Source organism: Aliiroseovarius crassostreae (assembly GCF_001307765.1).
Classification (GTDB): domain Bacteria; phylum Pseudomonadota; class Alphaproteobacteria; order Rhodobacterales; family Rhodobacteraceae; genus Aliiroseovarius; species Aliiroseovarius crassostreae.
Window position 1 is genome coordinate 596267 of the sequence record NZ_LKBA01000004.1, and the last position, 22265, is coordinate 618531.

General features: G+C 58.3%; 23 protein-coding genes and 1 tRNA gene. 16 read left to right on the plus strand and 8 right to left on the minus strand.

Annotated features, from left to right (window positions below; translation table 11 throughout):
* Window positions 1–33: 33 nt before the first annotated feature.
* The 5 genes from AKJ29_RS05115 (at window position 34) to AKJ29_RS05135 (ending at window position 6900) form a co-directional block, all read left to right on the plus strand.
* Window positions 34–3003 (plus strand): 2-oxoglutarate dehydrogenase E1 component, encoded by a 2970-nt coding sequence (locus tag AKJ29_RS05115; RefSeq protein WP_055188530.1) that lies wholly within the window; start codon window positions 34–36, stop codon window positions 3001–3003.
* Window positions 3004–3006: 3 nt separating this feature from the next.
* Window positions 3007–4506, plus strand: a complete 1500-nt coding sequence (odhB, locus tag AKJ29_RS05120) for a 2-oxoglutarate dehydrogenase complex dihydrolipoyllysine-residue succinyltransferase (RefSeq protein WP_055188532.1) — start codon at window positions 3007–3009, stop codon at window positions 4504–4506.
* Between the two features lie 97 nt (window positions 4507–4603).
* Window positions 4604–4873 carry a hypothetical protein gene (locus tag AKJ29_RS05125; RefSeq protein ID WP_055188534.1) on the plus strand — a complete coding sequence of 90 codons (270 nt, stop codon included), beginning with the start codon at window positions 4604–4606 and terminating at the stop codon, window positions 4871–4873.
* 78 nt (window positions 4874–4951) lie between these two features.
* Window positions 4952–6337, plus strand: coding sequence for a dihydrolipoyl dehydrogenase (lpdA, locus tag AKJ29_RS05130; protein ID WP_055189049.1), 1386 nt, complete (start codon window positions 4952–4954; stop codon window positions 6335–6337).
* Window positions 6338–6417: 80 nt separating this feature from the next.
* Window positions 6418–6900, plus strand: a complete 483-nt coding sequence (locus AKJ29_RS05135; protein ID WP_055188536.1) for a GNAT family N-acetyltransferase — start codon at window positions 6418–6420, stop codon at window positions 6898–6900.
* A gap of 7 nt (window positions 6901–6907) precedes the next feature.
* Here AKJ29_RS05135 and AKJ29_RS05140 read toward each other — a convergent pair whose 3' ends face one another.
* Both AKJ29_RS05140 and AKJ29_RS05145 read right to left on the minus strand, forming a co-directional pair.
* A complete protein-coding gene (locus AKJ29_RS05140; RefSeq protein WP_055188538.1) occupies window positions 6908–7558 on the minus strand; it encodes a GntR family transcriptional regulator in 651 nt (216 codons plus the stop codon).
* A 45-nt stretch (window positions 7559–7603) separates the two neighbouring features.
* Window positions 7604–8323, minus strand: coding sequence for a M48 family metallopeptidase (locus tag AKJ29_RS05145; RefSeq protein WP_235477277.1), 720 nt, complete (start codon window positions 8321–8323; stop codon window positions 7604–7606).
* Between the two features lie 158 nt (window positions 8324–8481).
* Between AKJ29_RS05145 and AKJ29_RS05150 the strand changes: the two genes are divergently transcribed.
* The 3 genes from AKJ29_RS05150 (at window position 8482) to AKJ29_RS05160 (ending at window position 9864) form a co-directional block, all read left to right on the plus strand.
* Window positions 8482–8802, plus strand: coding sequence for a TIGR02300 family protein (locus AKJ29_RS05150; protein ID WP_055189051.1), 321 nt, complete (start codon window positions 8482–8484; stop codon window positions 8800–8802).
* 173 nt (window positions 8803–8975) lie between these two features.
* Window positions 8976–9051, plus strand: a tRNA-Ala gene (locus AKJ29_RS05155).
* Window positions 9052–9132: 81 nt separating this feature from the next.
* Window positions 9133–9864: a DUF6538 domain-containing protein gene (locus tag AKJ29_RS05160; RefSeq protein ID WP_139231301.1), complete on the plus strand. Its 732-nt coding sequence runs from the start codon at window positions 9133–9135 to the stop codon at window positions 9862–9864.
* On the opposite strand, the gene AKJ29_RS18615 is transcribed toward AKJ29_RS05160, so the two are convergent.
* The 4 genes from AKJ29_RS18615 to AKJ29_RS05175 form a co-directional block, all read right to left on the minus strand.
* Window positions 9794–10084, minus strand: a complete 291-nt coding sequence (locus AKJ29_RS18615; RefSeq protein ID WP_074963590.1) for a phage integrase N-terminal SAM-like domain-containing protein — start codon at window positions 10082–10084, stop codon at window positions 9794–9796. The two genes, AKJ29_RS05160 and AKJ29_RS18615, sit on opposite strands and share 71 nt — an antisense overlap.
* A 702-nt stretch (window positions 10085–10786) precedes the next feature.
* A complete protein-coding gene (locus AKJ29_RS05165; RefSeq protein WP_055188544.1) occupies window positions 10787–11794 on the minus strand; it encodes an ABC transporter substrate-binding protein in 1008 nt (335 codons plus the stop codon).
* Window positions 11773–13080 carry a sensor histidine kinase gene (locus AKJ29_RS05170; RefSeq protein WP_235477279.1) on the minus strand — a complete coding sequence of 436 codons (1308 nt, stop codon included), beginning with the start codon at window positions 13078–13080 and terminating at the stop codon, window positions 11773–11775. The genes AKJ29_RS05165 and AKJ29_RS05170 overlap by 22 nt, the downstream gene beginning before the upstream one ends.
* A gap of 34 nt (window positions 13081–13114) precedes the next feature.
* Complete coding sequence (locus tag AKJ29_RS05175; RefSeq protein ID WP_055188548.1) at window positions 13115–13783, minus strand: response regulator transcription factor; 669 nt, start codon at window positions 13781–13783, stop codon at window positions 13115–13117.
* A gap of 108 nt (window positions 13784–13891) precedes the next feature.
* On the opposite strand from AKJ29_RS05175, the gene AKJ29_RS05180 reads away from it, so the two are divergent.
* The 4 genes from AKJ29_RS05180 (at window position 13892) to AKJ29_RS05195 (ending at window position 18472) form a co-directional block, all read left to right on the plus strand.
* Complete coding sequence (locus AKJ29_RS05180) at window positions 13892–14875, plus strand: Bug family tripartite tricarboxylate transporter substrate binding protein (protein WP_055188551.1); 984 nt, start codon at window positions 13892–13894, stop codon at window positions 14873–14875.
* Window positions 14876–14937: 62 nt separating this feature from the next.
* Window positions 14938–15420, plus strand: a complete 483-nt coding sequence (locus AKJ29_RS05185; protein ID WP_055188552.1) for a tripartite tricarboxylate transporter TctB family protein — start codon at window positions 14938–14940, stop codon at window positions 15418–15420.
* Between the two features lies 1 nt (window position 15421).
* On the plus strand, window positions 15422–16933 hold the full coding sequence (locus AKJ29_RS05190) for a tripartite tricarboxylate transporter permease (protein WP_055188554.1): 1512 nt from the start codon (window positions 15422–15424) through the stop codon (window positions 16931–16933).
* A 264-nt stretch (window positions 16934–17197) separates the two neighbouring features.
* Window positions 17198–18472 carry a glycerate kinase type-2 family protein gene (locus AKJ29_RS05195; protein WP_055188556.1) on the plus strand — a complete coding sequence of 425 codons (1275 nt, stop codon included), beginning with the start codon at window positions 17198–17200 and terminating at the stop codon, window positions 18470–18472.
* Between the two features lie 42 nt (window positions 18473–18514).
* Here the strand turns inward: AKJ29_RS05195 and AKJ29_RS05200 are convergent, their stop codons facing one another.
* Window positions 18515–19075, minus strand: a complete 561-nt coding sequence (locus tag AKJ29_RS05200; RefSeq protein WP_055188558.1) for an FMN-dependent NADH-azoreductase — start codon at window positions 19073–19075, stop codon at window positions 18515–18517.
* 122 nt (window positions 19076–19197) lie between these two features.
* Between AKJ29_RS05200 and AKJ29_RS05205 the strand changes: the two genes are divergently transcribed.
* Window positions 19198–20088: a LysR family transcriptional regulator gene (locus AKJ29_RS05205; protein WP_055189053.1), complete on the plus strand. Its 891-nt coding sequence runs from the start codon at window positions 19198–19200 to the stop codon at window positions 20086–20088.
* A 20-nt stretch (window positions 20089–20108) separates the two neighbouring features.
* Here the strand turns inward: AKJ29_RS05205 and AKJ29_RS05210 are convergent, their stop codons facing one another.
* A complete protein-coding gene (locus AKJ29_RS05210; protein WP_055188560.1) occupies window positions 20109–20447 on the minus strand; it encodes an ArsR/SmtB family transcription factor in 339 nt (112 codons plus the stop codon).
* Window positions 20448–20676: 229 nt separating this feature from the next.
* On the opposite strand from AKJ29_RS05210, the gene AKJ29_RS05215 reads away from it, so the two are divergent.
* From AKJ29_RS05215 to AKJ29_RS05225, 3 genes are all read left to right on the plus strand, one after another.
* Window positions 20677–21036, plus strand: a complete 360-nt coding sequence (locus AKJ29_RS05215) for an AtpZ/AtpI family protein (protein ID WP_055188562.1) — start codon at window positions 20677–20679, stop codon at window positions 21034–21036.
* A 28-nt stretch (window positions 21037–21064) separates the two neighbouring features.
* A complete protein-coding gene (locus AKJ29_RS05220) occupies window positions 21065–21868 on the plus strand; it encodes a F0F1 ATP synthase subunit A (protein WP_055189056.1) in 804 nt (267 codons plus the stop codon).
* 61 nt (window positions 21869–21929) lie between these two features.
* Window positions 21930–22166, plus strand: a complete 237-nt coding sequence (locus tag AKJ29_RS05225) for a F0F1 ATP synthase subunit C (protein WP_055188564.1) — start codon at window positions 21930–21932, stop codon at window positions 22164–22166.
* The last annotated feature ends 99 nt before the right edge of the window (window positions 22167–22265 follow it).

Consider the following 22265-nt stretch of genomic DNA (forward strand, 5'->3'; position numbering starts at 1 on the left):
CCTGCATTCCAATTTCAGTTGAGACCGACACCCATGACGGATCAAAGCCCCAACGACATCTTCCATGCCTCCAGCTTTATGCAAGGCCATAACGCCGAGTATCTGGAACAGCTTTACGCGCAATATGCCAAGGACCCTTCGGCGGTCGACGCAGCCTGGGCTGCGTTTTTTGCCGAAATGGGGGACGATGGTCAGGACGCCATTGCCGAGGCCGAAGGGCCCAGCTGGGCGCGCACTGACTGGCCGCCGACACCGACCGGTGATCTGGTGCACAGCCTTGATGGCATGTGGCCGGATGAGGAGACTGCCAAGGATGGCAAGGCTGCGGGCAAGAAAATTGCCGACAAGGCTGCCGAAAAGGGCATTCAGGTCTCTGATCAGGCGATCAAACAGGCGGTGCTGGACAGTATCCGCGCGCTGATGATCATCCGCGCCTACCGGATCCGTGGCCACCTGGCTGCCGACCTTGATCCGCTTGGCATGCGCGAGGCGACGAACCATCCCGAGCTGAACCCGGCATCCTACGGGTTCTCTGATGCCGACATGGACCGGCCGATTTTCATCGACAACGTGCTGGGGCTGGAAATCGCCTCGATGCGCCAGATTGTCGAGATCGTGAAACGCACCTATTGCGGCACGTTCGCTCTGCAATACATGCATATTTCGGATCCGGAGCAGGCCGCCTGGCTGAAAGAGCGGATTGAGGGGTTCGACAAGGAAATCACCTTCACCCGCGAGGGGCGCCGTGCGATCCTGAACAAGCTGGTCGAGGCCGAGGGGTTCGAGAAATTCCTGCATGTGAAATACATGGGCACCAAACGCTTTGGTCTGGACGGGGGCGAGGCGCTGATCCCCGCCATGGAACAGATCATCAAACGCGGCGGTGCGCTGGGCGTGAAGGACATCATCATCGGCATGCCGCACCGCGGTCGTCTGTCGGTGCTCGCCAATGTGATGCAGAAACCCTATCGCGCGATTTTCAACGAATTTCAGGGCGGCAGCTTCAAACCGGAAGAGGTTGATGGCTCGGGGGACGTGAAATACCACCTGGGCGCCAGCTCGGACCGTGAATTTGACGGCAACAATGTGCACCTCAGCCTGACCGCCAACCCCTCGCACCTTGAGGCTGTGAACCCGGTGGTTCTGGGCAAGGCCCGCGCCAAGCAGGAACAGCTGGGCGACAAGGACCGCATGCAGGTTCTGCCGATCCTTCTGCATGGCGATGCCGCCTTCGCAGGTCAGGGTGTTGTGGCGGAATGTTTCGGCCTGTCGGGTCTTGTCGGTCACAAGACTGGCGGCACCATGCATATCGTGGTGAACAACCAGATCGGCTTTACCACTGCGCCGCACTTCTCGCGGTCAAGCCCCTATCCGACTGACATCGCCCTGATGGTGGAAGCCCCGATTTTCCACGTGAATGGCGATGACCCCGAAGCCGTGGTGCATGCCGCACGGGTGGCCACCGAATTCCGCCAGAAGTTCCACAAGGACGTGGTTCTGGATATCTTCTGCTATCGCCGCTTTGGTCATAACGAGGGCGACGAGCCCATGTTCACTAACCCGGTGATGTACAAGAAGATCAAGAAGCACCAGACCACGCTGCAGGTCTACACGGATCGCCTTGTGAAAGAGGGGCTGATCCCGGCTGGCGAAATCGAAGATATGAAAGCCGCGTTCCAGGCCCGCATGAATGAAGAGTTCGAAGTGGGCAAGGAGTTCAAGCCGAACAAGGCGGACTGGCTGGATGGCCGCTGGTCGCATCTCGACAAGAAAGCTGAGGAATATCAGCGTGGTCAGACGGCGATCAAGCAGGAAACCTTTGCTGAAGTGGGCAAGGCTTTGTCGACGGCACCTGAAGGGTATCCGCTGCACAAGACGGTGGGACGTCTGCTCGATACCAAGGCGAAAATGTTCGAAACCGGTAAGGGCTTTGACTGGGCAACCGCCGAGGCGCTGGCCTTTGGCTCGCTTCTGACCGAAGGGTTCCCGGTGCGTCTGTCCGGTCAGGACTGTACCCGCGGCACCTTCTCACAACGCCATTCAGGCCTGATCAACCAGGACAACGAAGAACGTTACTATCCGCTGAACAACATTCGCGAGGGTCAGGCCCATTACGAGGTCATCGACTCGATGCTGTCGGAATATGCGGTGCTGGGCTTTGAGTATGGCTATTCGCTTGCTGAGCCGAATGCTCTGGTGATGTGGGAAGCGCAGTTTGGCGATTTTGCCAACGGGGCGCAGATCATGTTCGACCAGTTCATCTCATCGGGGGAAGCGAAATGGCTGCGCATGTCCGGCCTGACCGTCCTTCTGCCACATGGTTTCGAAGGGCAGGGGCCGGAGCACAGCTCGGCGCGTCTGGAGCGGTTCTTGCAGATGTGTGGCGGGGACAACTGGATTGTCGCCAACTGCTCGACGCCTGCGAACTATTTCCACATCCTGCGTCGCCAGATGCACCGTGGATACCGCAAGCCGCTGATCCTGATGACGCCGAAATCGCTTCTGCGCCACAAGATGTGTGTCTCAACCGCTGAGGATTTCACCGAAGGGTCAAGCTTCCACCGGGTCCTCTGGGATGACGCGCAGAAGGGCAATTCGGACACGAAACTGGTGGCTGATGACAAGATCAAACGCGTGGTTCTGTGTTCGGGCAAGGTCTATTACGACCTGCTGGAAGAGCGCGATGCCCGCGGCATTGACGACATCTATCTTCTGCGACTTGAGCAATTCTATCCGTTCCCGGCCATGTCGATGGTCCGTGAAATGGAGCGCTTCAAGAACGCCGAAATCGTCTGGTGTCAGGAAGAACCGAAGAACCAGGGCGCCTGGACCTTCGTGGAACCTAATATCGAATGGGTGCAGACGCGTATCGGCGCCAAGCATACCCGCCCGATCTATGCCGGTCGTCCGGCTTCGGCTTCGCCCGCAACGGGCCTTGCCTCGCAGCACAAAGCACAACAGGAAGCGCTGGTGAATGACGCGCTGAACTTGGAAGGGAATTAACCCATGAGCATTGAAGTACGTGTGCCCACCCTGGGTGAAAGCGTGACGGAAGCAACCGTAGCCACCTGGTTCAAGAAACCAGGGGACAGCGTCGCCGCAGATGAAATGCTCTGCGAGCTGGAGACCGATAAGGTGACGGTCGAAGTGCCGGCCCCCTCTGCGGGTGTCCTGGGCGAAATCGTCGCCGGTGAAGGCGTGACCGTTGGGGTGGATGCCCTGCTGGCCACGATCGGCGAAGGCGCGGGTGCCGCTTCGGCCCCGGCGGCTGCCGCCCCCGCTCAGGCGGCGTCTTCGGACGCGGTCGCATCGGTTGATGTGATGGTGCCGAGCCTTGGCGAAAGCGTGTCGGAAGCCACGGTTGCCAGCTGGTTCAAACAGGTGGGTGACACGGTTGCCGCCGATGAGATGCTCTGCGAGCTGGAAACCGACAAAGTGTCGGTTGAGGTTCCGGCCCCCGCAGCTGGTGTGCTGACCGAGATCCTTGCCCCGGAGGGCTCCACGGTGGACGCTACGGCCAAGCTTGCCGTGATCGGTGGCGCTGGCGCTGTGGCAGCCCCTGCAGCCCCTGCCGCGGCCCAGAACCCGGCGGCCGCCGTGGCCTCTGGCAAGGACGTGGAAGACGCGCCCTCGGCCAAGGTGATGATGGCGCAGGCTGGTCTGGCTGCCGGGTCGGTTCAGGGCACTGGACGTGACGGTCGTGTGATGAAACATGATGTGCAGGCTGCGATGGCGGCACCCAAAGCGGCGGCAGCTCCGACCCCGGTAGCTGTTCCGGCTGCGGTGAAAGCACCGGTTGATAATGCCGCTCGTGAAGAGCGCGTGAAGATGACGCGCCTGCGTCAGACCATTGCGCGCCGTCTGAAGGACAGCCAGAACACCGCGGCCATGTTGACCACCTATAACGAGGTGGACATGACCGAGGTGATGGCGCTGCGCAACGAATACAAAGCCGAGTTTGAAAAGAAACACGGCGTGCGTCTGGGCTTCATGTCCTTCTTCACCAAGGCCTGCTGCCACGCGCTGAAAGAAGTGCCGGAAGTGAATGCCGAGATTGACGGCACCGACATTGTTTACAAGAACTATGTGAACATGGGGGTTGCCGCGGGCACCCCCACGGGGCTTGTGGTTCCGGTGATCAACGATGCGGATGCGATGTCCTTTGCTGCTATCGAAAAAGCCATTGCCGAGAAAGGCCGCCGCGCCCGTGACGGCAAGCTCTCGATGGAAGAGATGCAGGGCGGCACCTTCACCATTTCGAACGGTGGTGTCTATGGCTCGCTGATGTCCTCGCCGATCCTGAACCCGCCGCAATCGGGGATTCTTGGCATGCATAAGATCCAGGACCGTCCGATGGCGATCAACGGTCAGGTGGTGATCCGCCCGATGATGTATCTGGCACTGTCCTATGATCACCGGATTGTTGATGGCAAGGGCGCTGTGACCTTTCTGGTGCGCGTAAAAGAGGCGCTGGAAGATCCGCGTCGCCTATTGATGGATCTGTAAATCATTTATGGCCCGGGGAAAATCTCCGGGCCTTATCTTCTCGCCATGAATAAGGGCGCAAGGCGCCTAAGCCCGCCCCCGTCAAAAGGAATAAGAAATGGCAACACATGTTTTGTGGCAAGCGGATGTCGCGGATTTTGACGCTTGGTATGAGGTGTTCAAAAAGGACCGGTTCAATCGCAAGGCGGTTGGCATTCGCGAACTGCATGTTTGGCAGGACCCTGAAAACAAGAACCACGCGGTTGCCCTGTTCGAGATCCTGAACCTTGAAAAGGCGCGCGCGTTTTTCGATTCGGAAGAGTTGGCAATGCATATGGAGCGCGACGGCGTGTGCCATGTGCAGACCAAGTTGCTGGCACCAGTTTGATATTCGGGTCTATGGACCTGGCCCCACCTGTTCGGGAGGGGCAGAAATTGTCGATGCACCAATCAAATGGAGACCCCCATGGCATCTTATGACGTAATCGTAATCGGTGGTGGCCCGGGCGGCTATGTCTGCGCCATCCGTTGTGCCCAGCTGGGCCTGAAAACGGCCTGTGTCGAGGGCCGTGAAACCCTTGGTGGCACCTGTCTGAATGTGGGGTGCATCCCGTCGAAGGCCCTTCTGCATGCCTCGCACAGCCTGCATGAGGCAGAGCACAATTTCGCCAAGATGGGCCTGAAGGGGAAATCCCCCTCGGTCGATTGGAAGGACATGCTGGCCTATAAAGATGACGTGATTGGCCAGAACACCAAGGGTATTGAATTCCTGTTCAAGAAGAACAAGGTGGACTGGATCAAGGGCTGGGCATCCGTGCCTGCCGCCGGTCAGGTGAAAGTTGGGGACGAGGTTCACGAGGCCAAGCATATCGTGATCGCCTCTGGCTCGGAACCCTCCAGCCTGCCGGGCGTCGAGGTGGATGAGAAGGTTGTCGTGACCTCCACTGGCGCGCTGTCGCTGCCGAAGATCCCCAAGAAAATGGTTGTGATTGGCGCTGGCGTGATCGGCCTCGAAATGGGCTCGGTCTATGCACGTCTGGGGTCGGAAGTGACCGTTGTAGAATTCATGGATCAGATCACTCCGGGCATGGATGGCGACCTGTCCAAAACCTTTGCCCGTGCGCTGAAAAAGCAGGGGCTGAAGTTTGTCATGGGGGCCGCCGTGCAAAAGGTCGAGGCGACCAAGGCCAAAGCCAAGGTGCATTACAAGCTGAAGAAAAACGACAAGGAAGAGATGCTGGACGCGGATTGCGTGCTGGTCGCCACCGGTCGTCGTCCCTTCACCGAGGGGCTTGGCCTTGATGCGCTGGGCATTCAGATGACCCAACGCGGGCAAATTGCAACGGATCACTGGAAAACCTCCATCCCCGGTGTCTGGGCGATTGGCGACGTGACCGAAGGTCCAATGCTGGCGCATAAGGCCGAGGATGAAGGCATGGCGGCGGCTGAGGCTATTGCCGGGAAAGTGGGCCACGTAAACTATGACGTGATCCCCGGTGTCGTGTACACCTCGCCGGAAGTGGCCGCCGTGGGCAAAACCGAAGAGCAACTGAAGGCCGAAGGTGTCGATTATAAGGTCGGCAAGTTCAGCTTCATGGGCAATGGCCGTGCCAAGGCCGTGTTCCAGGGCGAAGGTTTTGTGAAGATCCTTGCTGATAAGGCGACAGACCGCGTGCTGGGGGTTCACATCATGGGGCCTGCTGCCGGTGAGTTGATCCACGAAGCCTGCGTGCTGATGGAATTTGGCGGCTCTGCCGAAGATCTGGCCCGTACCTGCCACGCCCACCCGACCTTCTCGGAAGCGGTGCGTGAGGCGGCCCTGGCCTGCGGTGACGGCCCGATCCATTCGTAAGAGAGATCACAAACCAAATAGAAAGGCACGCTTTCGGGCGTGCCTTTTTTCTGTCAGGCTGGTCGTCAACAGGGGGTCCCATGAAGCTTGAACCCATCCCAAAAGAGCGGCGCGCTGCTTTTGAGCAGATGTTCCAACTGTACCTGCATGACATGTCCGAGTTCATGGGCTGGCCGCTGTCGCCTGATGGATGTTTTGAAGTTCCGGAGGGGCTGCTGGACCCCTATTGGGTGCGCTCGGATCACTGGCCCTATTTCATCGTTCAAAACAAACAGATCATCGGGTTTTCCCTCGTCCGTTGCGCACCAGACAACCCATCGGTTTTTGACATGGGGCAGTTTTTCATTATTCGCGCATTTCGACGGTCGGATTGCAGTGTTCATGCGTTCCAGTTGTCACTAAAGGCACATCCGGGGTCGTGGCAGGTGCGGGTGTTGCCTGACAATACACCTGCTGTCAGATTTTGGCGCAGGGCGACAGGTATGGCGGCAGAGGATGGTTGGAGTGAACACATCGACCGGTATGGAGAACAGGATATGATCTTCTTTCGCTTTCAAAGATAGCCTCTGCTTAATCCCCGATCATTTTGAGGCTTTGGGTCACATCCGTGCGCACCGCGAGCCGCAGGGCGGGCTCATCCCCGGCGGCAAGGGCCGCGAGAATCATCCGGTGGTGTTTTTGCAGGTCAGGCCGGTGTTTGCGGGCATAAAGCGCGCGCATGGTGGGGCCAAGTTGCAACCAGACTGTTTCTGCCATGGCCAGCATTGCAGGCGCGTGGGCGCGCAGGTAGAGCGTGCGGTGAAACTCGAGATTGGTGCGCAGATATCCGACGGCGTCCTGTTTGGCGACAAATTCTGACACGCGCGCGTTGATCGTGCGCAGCCGGTCGATAAGGGCCATATGGGCGCGGGGCAGGGCGCGGGCGGCGAGTTCGGGCTCCAGCAGGGCGCGCAGGGCGGCAAGTTCTTCGATCCGTTCCGGGTTGAGATCCGGGGCCGATACGCGTCCGGAGCTGGACAGGGTCAAGGCCCCTTCGGCCGCCAGCCTGCGCACGGCTTCGCGCGCGGGGGTCATCGAAACGTCGAAGCGTTTGCCGATGCCACGCAGGGTCAGCGCATCACCCGGATCAATTTCGCCATGCATGATCTGGGCGCGCAGGGTGCGGTAAACCCGCTCATGGGCGGCACCAGATTCGGGAGGAGGGCGCGTGGAAGTGATCATGGCGAATTGTGATCACAAATCACGGCGGGCGTCAATCACACAGGATCAGTCCTTGAAGCGATACCGATGCAGGTCATTTCCCTTGTCCCTCAGCCATTTGCGTGCCGGGCGGTGGTTGGGAAAGATTTCCGCCACCTGCGCCCAGAAAGCAGGGGAATGGTCCATATGGACCAGATGAGAGACCTCATGCGCCGCAACATAATTCAGCACCTCGGGGGGGGCCATGATCAGCCGCCAGGAATACATCAGATTGCCCTGGGACGAGCATGATCCCCAGCGCGATCGCGTGTCGCGCAGGGTGATACGGCCAAATTCCTGCCCGATCAGGCGGGCATAATACAGGCTGGCCTGGTCCAGATGGGCGCGGGCTTCATGTTTCAGAAATGCCAGCAGGCGCGGAGCTGGGTCATGCGCTGCCGCCGGAGGCAGGAGGATAGTTCCTTCGCCCAGTTTGGGGGCACGGGTGGGGGCGACCTCAAGGCGATGCAATTGGCCGCGAAAGGGGATGCTGTTGCCGATTTCGGGGCGCATATCCTGAGGAATGTCGGCCAGATGGGAGCGAATCCAATCCGCGCGTTCTTCGGCAAACCCCACGGCCTCACGTCGAGGGGTTCCCGTGGGCACGGTCAATGTCACCCGCCCATCCAGGCGGGAAATCCGGAGCGACAGGCGTCGGGCGCGGGCAGAGGGGCGCAGCATCAGCTCCACCTCGGGGGCGGCGGTCAGGCGCATTATTTCTGCTGACTTGATCCGAGAGCCAAACACGGGCTACATCCTTTCTTTAGACCTTTGCGACAGTGTCGATACCAGCATCAAAGCGGCCCTTCCTGCCGGGGATGGCGAAAGCCTTTGACAGCTGGGTCTACATATGGCAACTGGCGTCAAATTTCGCATGTAGATATGAAAACGGAAAGGGGGCAACGATGCCCAAGGAAGAATGGGGTGTAAAACGTGTCTGCCCGACGACAGGCAAACGTTTCTATGACCTGAACGCCAATCCGATCGTAAGCCCCTATACGGGTGAGGTTCTGAACCTCGACGCCGGCAAGGGGACCCGCACCATGGTGGCGGACAAGGAAGACAAGGCGTCTTTGGCTGAGGATCTGGTGGATGACGCCGATGCGGTTCTCGACGATGATGATGCGTCTGACGTGGATCTGGGCGATGATGTTCTGGATGACGATGACGATGATGATGTGTCGCTTGACGAAATCGCCGACATGCCAGCGGATGACGACGAGTAACTGAGGCTGAACTGGTAAATCTCCAGCCGGTCAAAAAAAATCGACAAAGGCGCATTTTTTGGGTTGCACCCCCCCGCGCCTTTGCCTAAATACCGCCGCACAGACAGCGACACACTGTCACCAAGCAAACGGTCTGATCCGGGATGGTTTGGTGAGGCGGCGCTGAAAAGGTTGGGGCCTTAGCTCAGTTGGTAGAGCGCTTGCATGGCATGCAAGAGGTCAGCGGTTCGACCCCGCTAGGCTCCACCATTTTTCCTATGTTTCTTGAAATTCAATAACATACTGGAAAATAAAGGTGAATTTCTGCGGGTGTTGCGCTGAGGTGTTACAGTGAGCGCGTTAGAAAAGATGCCAGGACACACCCGTTTGTATCGCCGTGGGGCGACCTATTACCACCGTGCAGCTATCCCCGTGGATATTGCTGATACCTATCCAAAGAGCGAAGAAACCTTCTCGTTAAGGACGAAGGATTATGATGAAGCTCTCCGATTGGTGAAGATTAAGGTCGTTGAGGTCGATGAGCGGTTTGAAGAACACCGCCGTTGGCTAGCGGTTCAATCGGGTCCGGTGACCAATGAGCTTATCCCTGAGCAAATCCAGGCAGCAGCGGATGCTTACTATGCATCCATCTTGGATGAAGACGAGCAGGAGCGCTTGGAGGGCTTCCATGAAATTGCAGGGGAGTGGGCAGGGCAAACCTTAACGGATACCCCAAGGCGTACCTTCGAGGAGCACCAAGACGATTGGAATGGCTTCGAGGCTGTCGTCAGGTCAGACTATGCCCGTGGTCGCCTAGATGACTTCTTCAAAGATGAAGCTGAAGATGTTCTCACATGGAACGGAATAGAAATTAGGCTTGATCCGAACTCGGGAAGTTGGCGGCTTCTGGTCCGGACGCTCCAAGAGGCGGCTATCAGGGCTTCCAAGGCGGTCTCTGAGCGCGACAAAGGAGAAGTAGTACCAACCCCTGCAACGCCCGTTCTGCATCCTTCTAAGGCACTAAGTAGGTCTTCCTTGCCGTTGTTTTCGGAGGCATCGAGAAAAAGAAACGCAGAGCAGTGATGCGGGCATTGTAGACCGAGGGGGTGACCTCGGTATCCGTCATGTGAAGCTGGTATGCGCGCAGATCCTCACGCGTGGCCGTGCCCGGTGGATGCCCCAGAAACGAAGCAAAATCCTTGACCGCCCGGATATGCGCCCGTTGTGATTGGGGGCCCAAACCCCGAATGCGCATGTCTTCGATCATTCGCTCCCGAAGCGGTGTTGTTCTCTCGCTGACCATGAAATCCTTCTGTCTGTCGATTGAGAAACCTCAATCGTCAAACAGGCCAGCCAAATTGCAAAACCCGCAGGTCTATCAGGTGGAAATCAACAGCTGCCACAAGCGCCAGTGCCGCGCGAGCGGCTTCGTCCATGAGCCCAGAGGCACTAATGCTGCGCTCTGCACGAATGTCACGTTTGTAGCGAACACGCTGTTTGCCATTCTTAAATGCCTTATTTAGATGCAAGCGCCTTCAAAAAGATCTGGCGGCAAGCTCGATCCGCCAGCCCAGACATTCCGGGGCCAACGCCTCAATACTACAACGTTCTTCGCTTCGGTGTTGAACTGGATTTTTTCGATTTCGTAAATCTTAGCACCGGCAAGAGTCCGTCAGCGTTTGCAGTAAAGCAGACATTGGAGCATCCGCAGCGAAAGCGCGCTTCGTCCCGCCCTGCGGTCCTCGATAGCGACATTTCGAACGGCTGGATTCGATGAAACCGCGTTCAGGGGCAAGCTATCTGGCACGGCATATTCCAATTTGAACTGACAGCGCGATGTAAGCGGACAGATGATTTGTCCCCTTGAGCACCCGTCAGTATCACTAAAGCGTTTCGACGTTCACCTGAGGCATGGAAAAGTCGACGCGCCGCAAGAGACATCAATGTCGTGGGCGTTTCTCGCATTTTTAGAAAAATCGGTGGGTTCGCTTTTGTCGGAACCGTTTTAGTTCTGGATCAGGGCGCTTTGCCATTCTGACAGAAACTTGTTTCGCTTCAGGGTGTCCAGGAATGTCATCAGCGCAGGTTCCAGTGCGATCGTTGCATGCTCGGCGCCATTTTTTTGTCCATTGAGTGGTGGCAGCAGCCGGGCATCGTCGGTCTGGCTGGTTTGATAGGCGACGAGGAATTGAATAAATCGCTCTGCGGCTTGCGGTTCCTTGGAGGCGCTTGAAACCAGAGCGGTCCGCATCATCGTTGTGGGAAAGTCAGAGGGCAACACAATTTCGAGGATGTCCTGGCTTTCGGTGCGGGCCTGGGCATAGCTGCCAAGCACATTATAGGCGACAACAATCTTTCCATCGATCAGATCGTCGATCATGTCACCCGAACAGCAATAAAGCCGAACATCCAGGCTGCCCATTACCTCCATGAGCCGCCAGAACGTATCAGACGCCCGCGCGTCTTGTGTTGCAAACAGATAGCCAAGCCCCGACTGTTGAACGTCATAGGTCCCGACGCGATTTCGGAAGACGTCAGGGCGGGCGCGCAACGCTTCGATAAGCTCTTGTCGCGATTTTGGGAGCGGCAGGCCCTCGAAGGCTGCGCGATTGATAACGATCGCCGCTGGCTCTGACGTGAAGGCAAACAGGCTGCGCCGCCAATGCGCCCAGGACGGGTGAGAGACAGTGCCAAGTTCGAGCGCATAGCCATCATTTGCCAGTTTGAACTGCAAATCCATGGCGCTCGAGATTGCGATATCGAAGAGATCGGGGGTTTCCCGAAAGCGCCGGTCGAGATCCGCCGTGCCGGTGACAAGATAGTCTATCGAGATATCGGGATTTTGTGCGGTGAAGGCCTGTATCAAGGGGGCGAACAGGTCGGTATCCGTGCTTGAGAGGACACGGAGGGTCGTCACCGCCTGCGCGCCATTGAACGTTTTCTGATCTTCCCACGCCTGGGCTACGGATGCATGAAAAAAGAAAACAAGGGCTAAAGTAAGATAGAAACGCATGCGCCGCCCCCCGGTTGGTTTTTCAATCTGACCGTTCCGCCATGTGCTTCGGCAACGTCCAGTGCAATGGTCAGGCCCAGGCCGGATCCGATGCTGTCCTTCGCGTTGGCCCCCCGCTGAAAGCGCGTTGTCAGAGTGTCCATTTCGGCTTCTGGAAACCCCGGACCACAATCGCAGACCGTGATCTGCGTTTCCGGGCTTGCCGAGACAGTGATTTCGATCCGGCTTTCGGCGGGGCCGTATTTCATGGCGTTGTCGATCAGGTTGCGCACGGCGTTCTGGAGCAAGATCGGATCGCCGGAAAAGGGCACATGGGGATCCCCTTGCAAGATGAGCGACAAATCCCTCATCTCGGCGATGGGTGTCATGCGCTGCACCAGATCCCGCACCAATTCGACAAGGTCGAGTTTTTCCCTTTCAAGGTGATCAGCCCGGAAGGTGATCATCGCATGGTCCAGCAACTGACCCGCCGCACGCGAGCTTTCATCAATGGCTTTCATCATCGACCGCATTGCTTCGCGGTTTTCTGATTTGTCGACCCGTTGCAACGTGGCCTCAGCATAAGAACGCACTGTTGCAAGCGGGGTGCGGACGCGATGCGCAGCCTCGGCAATGAAATCCTCCGACTGGCTCAAGGATTGATCAAGCCGTCCCATCAGGGAATTCAGCGATCTGACCAAAGGGGCCATCTCGCGTGGGACAGGTTTGTTGAACGGGCTGAGGTCCTGCGGCCCCCGGCGCGTGACCGAAGTTGTCAGCTTGCCCAGTTGCCCGATGGTGGTTGCCGTTGCCCAATAGGATAAAACGGCCGTCAGGGCAAAGAAGCTTAAGCCAAGCAGGGCGGCATTACGCGAAATCTGGCGCAGTGTTTCTGAAAGCGCGTCTTGGGTTTGGGCAAGGACAATCTGTATGTCCGTCCGTTTGTCTATTCCGATCAGCGGGCGCGTGGCGCTGATCTTGCGCACCTGGGATCCCCGCATCTGGCCGGATTGAAAGGGGGGATCGTCTGAGAAGGCAAGATCCTCGTAGCCCGATAGAAAGGTTCCATCCTGATAAACCGCATAGAAAACCCTGTCGTCCGCCGGGGTGCCCAGCATCGAAAACGCCGAATAGGGCAGGTCCAGCTCAATCTCACCATTGCGAATGGCTGCGGCGTCCAGCATGGATGCCACGGAGGCCCGCAGGATATCGTCCTGCCCTTGTTGTGCAACCTGAACCGCGAAACTGCGCACCGCAAAAAACAACAGCAATGCGAGAATGGCTGCCCCCCCGATCAAGGCCAGCATCAAGCGGTTTCTGAGGGATCCTGAGACAGCTGGCCTATCCATCTTGGTCCAACCGATAGCCAAGCCCACGCAGGGTTGTTATCCGCAGATCAGACGCGGACAGGAGTTTGCGTAAGCGGCCGACATAGACCTCAATCGCATTTTCGGACACATCGTCATCATAGGAAAACAACCTGTCGGACAGTTTGCTTTTGGAAAATATTTTCCCCGGCGCGTTCAGGAAGACCTCAAGCAGACGGAGTTCGCGGTTGCGCAGGTTCACCGCTTCGCCCGCCACAGTCAGGAAACCTGCAACCGGATCGAAGATGATCCCCCCCACCTCGATCGTGGTCTTCGCATTGCCGGTCTGGCGGCGCAGAACGGCACGACAGCGCGCCTCAAGCTCGGCGTGATCAAAGGGTTTGGTGACATAGTCATCGGCCCCAAGATCGAGCGATCCGATTCGGTCTGACACCTGACTGCGTGCGGTCAAAACGATGACCGGTGTATCAAAATCACTCGCCCTGTGGCGTTTGAGAAAGTCCCGCCCGTCCCCATCGGGAAGCATGATGTCAAGCAAGATCAGGTCATATTCCCCTGTCGCGACGAATCCCCAGGCGTCCTCTAAATTTTCTGCATGATCAACAACATGGCCATCAAGGCGCATACGTGAACCGATGGCATTTGCCAGCTCTTGATTGTCTTCGATCAACAGAAACTTCATGTGAGGGCGAGGCTCTTTTCAGGTTTGTGACAGGTTTGTGTCAGGTTGGTGTGTTCTAGTTCTCTCAGCTGACCCGCGATGCGGGGAGTTGTCAATTGGGAGGAAAGCATGACGAAATTTGAACTAGGTCGCCGCAGCTTTATCGCGGCTGTCGCAGCCCTTGCCCTTGCCGCTCCGGCGATGGCAGATGGGCACAAGGTTGCGGACAGCATCCACTTTCTGATCCCCGGAGGGGCCGGGGGTGGCTGGGACGGAACTGCTCGCGGCACGGGTGAGGCCCTCACGCGATCGGGGCTGGTCGGGACCGCCTCTTACGAGAACATGTCAGGTGGCGGCGGCGGCAAAGCCATCGGCTACATGATTGAAAATGCCGACAGCAATCAGGGCACGTTGATGGTCAACTCGACCCCGATCGTGATCCGGTCCCTGACCGGAATGTTCCCGTATAACTTCCGCGACCTGACGCTGGTGGCGGGAACGATCGGGGATTACGCGGCCATTGTTGTGGGCAAGGACAGCCCGATCAATAGCATGGCTGATCTGATTGCGGCGTTTGACGCCAACCCGTCGGGAACGGCGATTGGTGGCGGGTCCGTGCCGGGTGGCATGGATCACCTTGTTGCGGCCATGGTGATGGAAGCCGCGGGCAAGGATGCGCTGGAGGTCAAGTACATTCCTTATGATGCGGGTGGCAAGGCAATGGCCGCGCTGCTCTCGGGTGAGATCGCCGCCCTGTCGACGGGTTTTTCAGAAGCTGTCGACCTTTCCAATGCGGGCGAGGTTAAGATTATCGGCGTAACTTCAGGTGAGCGTGTGGCCGCGGCGCCGGATGCGATGACGATGAAAGAGCAGGGTATCGACACCACTTTCGTCAACTGGCGCGGCTTCTTTGGCGTGCCCGGCCTGCCAGCGGACAAGCTGGCCATGTATCAGGACGCAATTGCCAAGATGTATGACACGCCCGAATGGGAAGAGGTTCGTGCCCGCAACGGTTGGGTCAATATCCACAATTCAGGCGATGATTTCCTCAGCTTTCTTGAAAGCCAGGAAAAGGCCATTGCTGACCTGATGAAGAAGCTGGGCTTCCTCTGATTGCCCATCTGGCAGGGCGGTTTGCCGTCCTGCCGCATTCGTTTTAAGGGGAGTGAAATAACATGGCCTTGGATCGTTGGATTGCACTAATTTTGCTGGGCGTCTGTCTCGCATACGGTTATGCGGCCTGGTTCACAATGGATGCCAGCCTTGCGCCTTTCATGAAGCGAAATCCGATCTGGCCCAGCACTTTTCCCAAAGTTCTGTCGATCTTGGGCGGGCTGGCCTGTCTGGCGATCTTGCTGGGCTTGGAAAAGACCGCGCCCAAGGAGGCGGAAATCGATTATCGCCGTTTGTGGGAATACCATTTGGGGCAGGCGCTTTTGTTGCTTGCGTTGATGGTTGCTTATGCACTTTGCCTGCGTCCGCTGGGCTTTCTGCTGTCGACCTCGGGTTTTCTGATCCTGGGATCCTTCATTCTGGGCGAGCGTAAATGGCACATCATGCTTCCTGTGTCGGTCATAGCAACACTCGCTGTCTGGTATCTCGTGCAAGAGGTGCTTGGTATCTATATGCGCGCCCTGCCGGGCGTTTTGGGAGGCTGATATGCTTGAAGGACTTCTGATTGGCCTGCAAACGGCCCTGTCTTTGCAAAATCTTCTGATGGTTATCGGTGGCTGCCTGATTGGCACTTTTATCGGCATGCTTCCGGGGCTGGGGCCCATGTCCATCATCGCGATCATGATCCCCGTCGCCATTTCCATGGGCGACCCTTCGGCGGCGCTGATTTTGCTTGCGGGGGTTTATTACGGTGCAATTTTCGGGGGGTCGACCTCTTCGATCCTTCTCAATGCTCCCGGCGTTGCCGGAACTGTCGCATCAAGTTTTGACGGCTACCCGATGGCGCAGCAGGGCAAGGCAGGCAAGGCGCTGACCATTGCGGCAATTGCAAGCTTTGCTGGCGGCACCATTGGAGCGTTGCTTCTGATGGTCTTTGCGCCCGCGCTTTCTTCGGTTGCACTGCTGTTTCACTCGGCCGAGTATTTCGCGCTGATGGTGGTTGGCCTGTCTGCCATTGCGGCATTTGCTGGCACGGGTCAGGTTGCAAAAGCCATGATCATGACCATTCTCGGCCTGATCATGGCAACGGTTGGTGAAGGGGCGTTGTTCAATCTGCCGCGCTTCACCATGGGTATCATGGACCTGCAATCGGGATTTGGCTTTATCACGCTTGCCATGGCGATGTTTGCCTTGCCCGAGGCGCTGTTCCTTGTCCTCAAGCCGAAAAACCTGAAAGGGGATGACGGCGAAATCAAGGATCTCCGTATCACCGGTGCGGAAGCCAAGGCCATTGCGCCGGTCATTGGGCGGCAGTCGCTGCAAGGGTTCTTTATCGGTGTTCTGCCCGGGGCGGGGGCGACAATCGCAAGTTTCCTTGGCTACGCGGTTGAGCGCAATATCGCTCCGAAACATGAGCAAGAAGAGTTCGGTAAAGGGTCGATCAAAGGGCTCGCTGCGCCAGAGACCGCGAATAACGCCGCCTGCACCGGGTCTTTCGTGCCGCTCCTGACACTGGGTATTCCCGGTTCCGGCACAACGGCCATCCTTCTGGGCGCGCTGATCGCTCTGAACGTCACGCCGGGTCCGCGCCTGATGCTGGATGAGCCGCAGATCTTCTGGGCGGTCATCATGTCGATGTTCATCGGCAATCTCGTGCTCTTGATTCTGAACCTGCCGCTGATCCCCTATATCGCCAAGGTTCTGGCGGTGCCGCGCAATTACCTGATCCCGTTCATCCTGTTCTTTACCCTGATGGGCGCCTATATCGGCCAGAATAATGCAACGGAGTTGCTGCTGTTGGTCGGCTTCGGGATTTGCGCCACCGCGATGAAGTTTGCGGACTACCCGCTTGCGCCATTGCTGATTGGCTTCATCCTGGGCGGTATGATGGAGGATAACTTTGCGCGCTCCATGCAGCTTTATGACGGTATCGCCTTCATTTGGGAACGCCCGATGACATTGGCCCTTCTGGTCATTGCGGCCATTCTGATTGTCCTGCCAAGCTACCGCGCCAAACGGGCGAAAGCACGGGCGGCGGGGGTTGCCGACGGCGATTGAGGCATCTTTACTGGCGGGCTGGTTATGCCTCCGACGGAAGACAGTGTTGGGAAGATCTGGAAAGAACAGACACTCCAAACGGTTCCTTTGTCGGGGGCGTGACCAGCTTCACCCCCTTGATCGCTCCCCGCTGAACGGCTGATTTCACTCAACCAATCTCAAATGGCTTAGCTTTTGGCTTGTCGCATGTGACCCGACACGAACGGGGTACGCTTTGACACCGGAAAAGATTGCCCTGTCTCTCTTGCGCGTTATGCTGCGGCTATGACACATGCTGATGACATCGCCTTGCTGACATCGCTTTACGATGCGGCGATCAAGGCTGCCGATCCGATGCACGCCCTGGCGCGCCACCTGCCTGCGCCGCCAAAGGGGCGGGTTGTTGTTGTGGGGGCGGGCAAGGGGACGGCCCATATGGCGGCGGCGTTGGAGGCGCTTTGGGATGGCCCATTGCAAGGTGTCGTGGTCACCCGCTACGGGTTTTCGGTTCCTTGTGAACAGATCAGGGTTCTTGAGGCGGCGCACCCGGTGCCGGATGAGGCCGGTGTCAAAGCCAGCAAGGCGCTGTTTGAGGCCGTCCGGGATCTGACGCCAGATGACCTTGTGATTGCATTGATCTGTGGCGGCGGCTCTGCCCTGTTGCCCTGCCCGCCAGAGGGGATGACGCTTGCAGATGAGCAGCTGCTGAACAGGGCGCTGCTGGCCTCTGGCGCCCCCATTTCAGCCATGAACGCGATCCGGAAACATATGTCCGGGATCAAGGGTGGACGCCTTGCTGCAGCATGTCACCCGGCCAAGCTGGTCAGCCTGATTGTGTCTGATGTGCCGGGGGATGATCCCGCGCAGGTGGCCTCGGGCCCGACCGTGCCGGATGCAACCGGGCGCAAGGCGGCTCTTGCGGCCATTCGGGACTATTGCATCGACGTGCCGGACCATATCATCGCGCATATCCAAGAGAGTGCTGCCCCCAATCCAACCCATTCCGATTTCGCTGGCAATGAGGTGCGTGTGATTGCCTCTGCCGCCAAGTCGCTTGAAGCCGCCGCCGAGCGGGCCGGGGCGCTTGGTCTGCCTGCGCTCATCCTGTCTGACGCGATTGAGGGGGAGGCGCGCGACATTGGCCGGATGCATGCCGCTCTTGCGCGCGAAGTTGCGCTGCGGGACCGCCCATTTGCCAAACCCGTGGTGCTCCTGTCGGGGGGCGAAACCACCGTCACCCTGCGTGACGGGGGCGAGAGGTCCGGGCGCGGGGGGCGCAACACCGAGTTCCTCCTGTCCTTTGCGCTCGATATGGAAGGGGTGGCCGGCGTCAGCGCCCTTGCCGCAGATACGGATGGAATTGATGGATCCGAGGAGAATGCCGGGGCGTTTGCCAGTGGACAGACTGCGCAGGCAATCCGCGATACGGGTCATGACCCGCGCGAGCTGCTGGCGGGTCACGATGCCTATACCGCCTTCGAACAGATAGGCGGGCTGTTCACTCCGGGGCCGTCCGGGACCAATGTGAATGATTTTCGCGCCATATTGATCCGCGAATGATGCCCGCACCGGACATGAGCCGGTGCGGAAAAAAGGGCGGGATCAGGCAGCCAGCTTGTCAAGATCCACTTCGGCCGTGGCAATGCCTTCGGCACCCGCAGCACCCACAAACTCCACATCGGTGATGCCAAGAAAGCCAAACATGTGCTTCAGGTAAGGGGTGGCAAAGTCCACAGGGGCCCCGACCGGAACGCCGCCAGAGGCCAGCACCACCACCACGCGTTTGCCGCCCAGCAACCCTTCGGGACCATTTTCAGTGTAGCGGAAACTCACCCCGGCGCGGGCGAGGTGATCAAGCCATGTCTTCAGGGTCGACGGGATGGTGAAATTGTAAATCGGTGTCGAGATCACGATCGTGCCCGCCGCCTGCACTTCGGACAGAAGCTCGTCCGACAGGGTGAGGGCGGCGGTCTGTTCTTCACTACGCGCGTCAACGGGGGTGAAGGTGGCGCCGGTCCAGACCGCATCAAGATGGGGCAGCCCGTCCGCCAGATCGCGATGGGTTACGTCGCCAGTCAACCGGGCCATAAAGCGATCCGCCAATTGGCGCGAAACCGAACCTTCGGTGCGGGCGGAGCTGTCGATACGCAGAATGTTGGGCATGTCAGTGTCCTTTGGAAGAGTGTTTTTGCGTTGCACTGACTATGAGGATTTGCAAATTCGAACTCAATCTGAGATATGTCACATATATTGTGCGAAAATGAACATTGTCCGGGGGGCGCATCGTGCAGCATTGGGATGAAATCAGAACGGCCTATTTCGTCGTGCGCGAAGGCACCGTCAGCGGGGCAGCCGCCGCGCTGGGCGTGCACCATGCCACCGTGATCCGCCATATTGATGCCTTGGAAGAGCGGCTTGGGGTCAAGCTGTTCCAGCGTCATGCGCGGGGGTATACACCAACCGAGGCCGGGGCGGATCTGGCGCGGGTGGCGCAGACCACGGATGATCAGTTTTCTCAGCTGGGCGGGCGATTGCGTGGGCAGGGGGACAGTGTCAGCGGAGATCTTGTTGTGACCGCCTTGCCCTCCTTCGCTGAACGGGTCACGCCGGTTCTGGTTCAATTTCAACGTGACCACCCCGAAGTGCGGGTGCGGCTGTTAACCGGCGCGCGGGTGTTCCGTCTGGAATACGGCGAAGCGCATCTTGCCATTCGTGCGGGCAGTGCCCCCGAAGAGCCTGACAATGTGGTGCAGCCGTATTTCACCATGGAGATGGGTCTGTTTGCGGCCCCGTGTTATGTCGAGCGGTTTGGTCTGCCGACGATCGAAACCTTTGACCAGCACCGCTTTGTCGGCTTTTCGGATATCCGCTCCCGCGCGCCTTTTATGCAATGGCAGGAAAAACATGTGCCGCCTTCCACGGTGCGCTATCGCGCCACCGATGACCGGTCCTTGGCCGCGGCCGTGCGCGCCGGGGCAGGGGTGGGGTTCATGGCGGTCAACACGGCGGGCGGCCTGATCGAAGTGATGGATCGCCGCCCGGAATGGAACGCCCAGACCTGGCTTGTGACCCATGTGGATCTGCACCGCTCTGCCAAAGTGCAGGCCGCATTGTCCGCGTTCAAGGCGGCGGCAAAAGAATGGGCGCGGGAAGAAGAGGGGATCAGCCTGCCCTGAGGGCGGCAATATTTGTGCGCTCACCCCTCAGACAGCTGCACCTCAAGGAACCGTTCGAAATCATCCAGATTGACTGGTTCGAACTGGCCAAACCCCTGCATCCAGACCGATGCGGATTTGAGGGCGTCCGGTTCCAGTTTGCACCATTTCACCCGGCCGCGCTTTTCCTGGCTGATCAGCCCGGCCCGGCTGAGGATCGTCAGATGTTTAGAGATGGCCGCCAGGGACATGTCAAAGGGCGTGGCCACATCGGAAACAGCCATGTCGTCTTCCAGAAGCATGGTGAGGATGGCGCGCCGTGTGGGATCACCCAGGGCGGCAAAGACATGGTCCAGATGCTGGTCGGATGCGGTGGTCATGGGATTATGCCTATTGGGATGCGATCAGATCGTCAACCAATCGGTTGAATTTGCAATTGTGAAGGAATTTGGCCTGCTCGGCGGGTGTCGGGGCGATGGTCTCCCATGGTAAAATTATTAAACTGTTTTAAAACAATGTCTTAACTGTTTTCATGTTGGCGCTAAACAGCGTTGACTCATGACTGCTTCCCGCTTAGCAAAGGGCGCAAGTATTACCCGGGGGTGATCCATGTCCAATGATCCCGATCCCGAGCGCCTCAAGGCGCTTGAGAAACGCCTGAAACAGGTGCGAGGAACTGAGGAAAAGGAACACGCGGGGGACAAGGCCTACAATCAGGCGCAATATGCCTGGCAGATGGTCGTCGAGTTGATTGCCGGTCTTGGGATCGGTTTCGGCATCGGATACGGGTTGGATGCGCTTTGGGGCACAAAACCCATCATGATGGTGCTGTTCATAATGTTGGGGTTCGCGGCCGGCGTGAAGGTCATGCTTGGCACCGCAGCCCATATGCAGAAGTCCGCGGACGCAGATGCAGGGACAACACCCGGCACGCGTTCCGAAGAAGAAGAGGGTAAGACAGGTGGCTGATCAAAGCACAAACAAAGGGTCTGGCGGCATCGCCAAAATCGCATTCTTCGCCGTGCTGGCGCTTGTGCTGGTCTCGGGCCTGATCTTTGCGCCTGAGCGTCCGGGTCTGGTGATCCATCCGATGGAGCAGTTCCAGCTGGCGCCGCTGTTCGGTGGGGACCATGTTGGCACCTTCACCGTGACCAACCAAACCCTGTGGATGGTGCTGGCAATCGTCGGCATCGTGGCCCTGCTGGTGGTTGGCACCTCGGGCGGCAAGGAAATCCCGACCCGCGCCCAATCTGTTGCGGAACTGGCCTATGGCTTTGTTTACAAGATGGTCGAGGATGTCGCCGGCAAGGATGCCGTCAAGTATTTCCCCGGCATCATGACGCTGTTCATGTTCATCGTTTTCGCCAACTTCCTCGGCCTGATCCCGATGTCGTTCACCTCGACCTCGCATATCGCTGTGACCGCCGTTCTGGCCCTGATCGTGTTCGTCTTCGTGACCGTGCTGGGGTTTGTGAAAAACGGTGCTGGCTTCCTCGGTCTCTTCTGGGTGTCCTCGGCTCCTCTGGCGCTGCGTCCGATCCTGGCCGTGATCGAACTGATCTCGTATTTCGTGCGCCCGGTCAGCCATTCCATTCGTTTGGCAGGCAACGTGATGGCCGGCCACGCAGTTATCAAAGTGTTCGCTGGCTTTGCCGCAGCACTGGGCCTCTTCGGCTTCTTCCCGATCTTCGCGATCGCCGCGGTTTACGCGCTGGAAGTTCTGGTGGCCTTCATCCAGGCATACGTGTTCACCATCCTGACCTGCGTATACCTCAAAGACGCTCTGCATCCGTCGCACTAAGCGCCGGTTGCAGCCCGCTAACACACTAATTCAAAGCATTCCAACGTAAGGAGAAACGAAAATGGAAGGCAATATCGCTCAAATGGGTCAATTCATCGGTGCAGGTCTGGCAGCTATCGGTTCGGGTGCCGCCGCTATCGGTGTGGGCCACGTTGCTGGTAACTTCCTGGCAGGCGCTCTGCGCAACCCGTCGGCCGCCGCCGCTCAAACCGCCACCCTCTTCATCGGTATCGCATTTGCAGAAGCTCTGGGCATCTTCTCGTTCCTGGTCGCTCTGCTGCTGATGTTCGCCGTCTAAGACCTGAACCATCCTTACGCCCGGGCGGGGGGAGGGATGAGAAACCATCCGGTTTCGCATTCCAACCGTCGCCCGAAGTAACTCGGTTCCAGGAGAGAA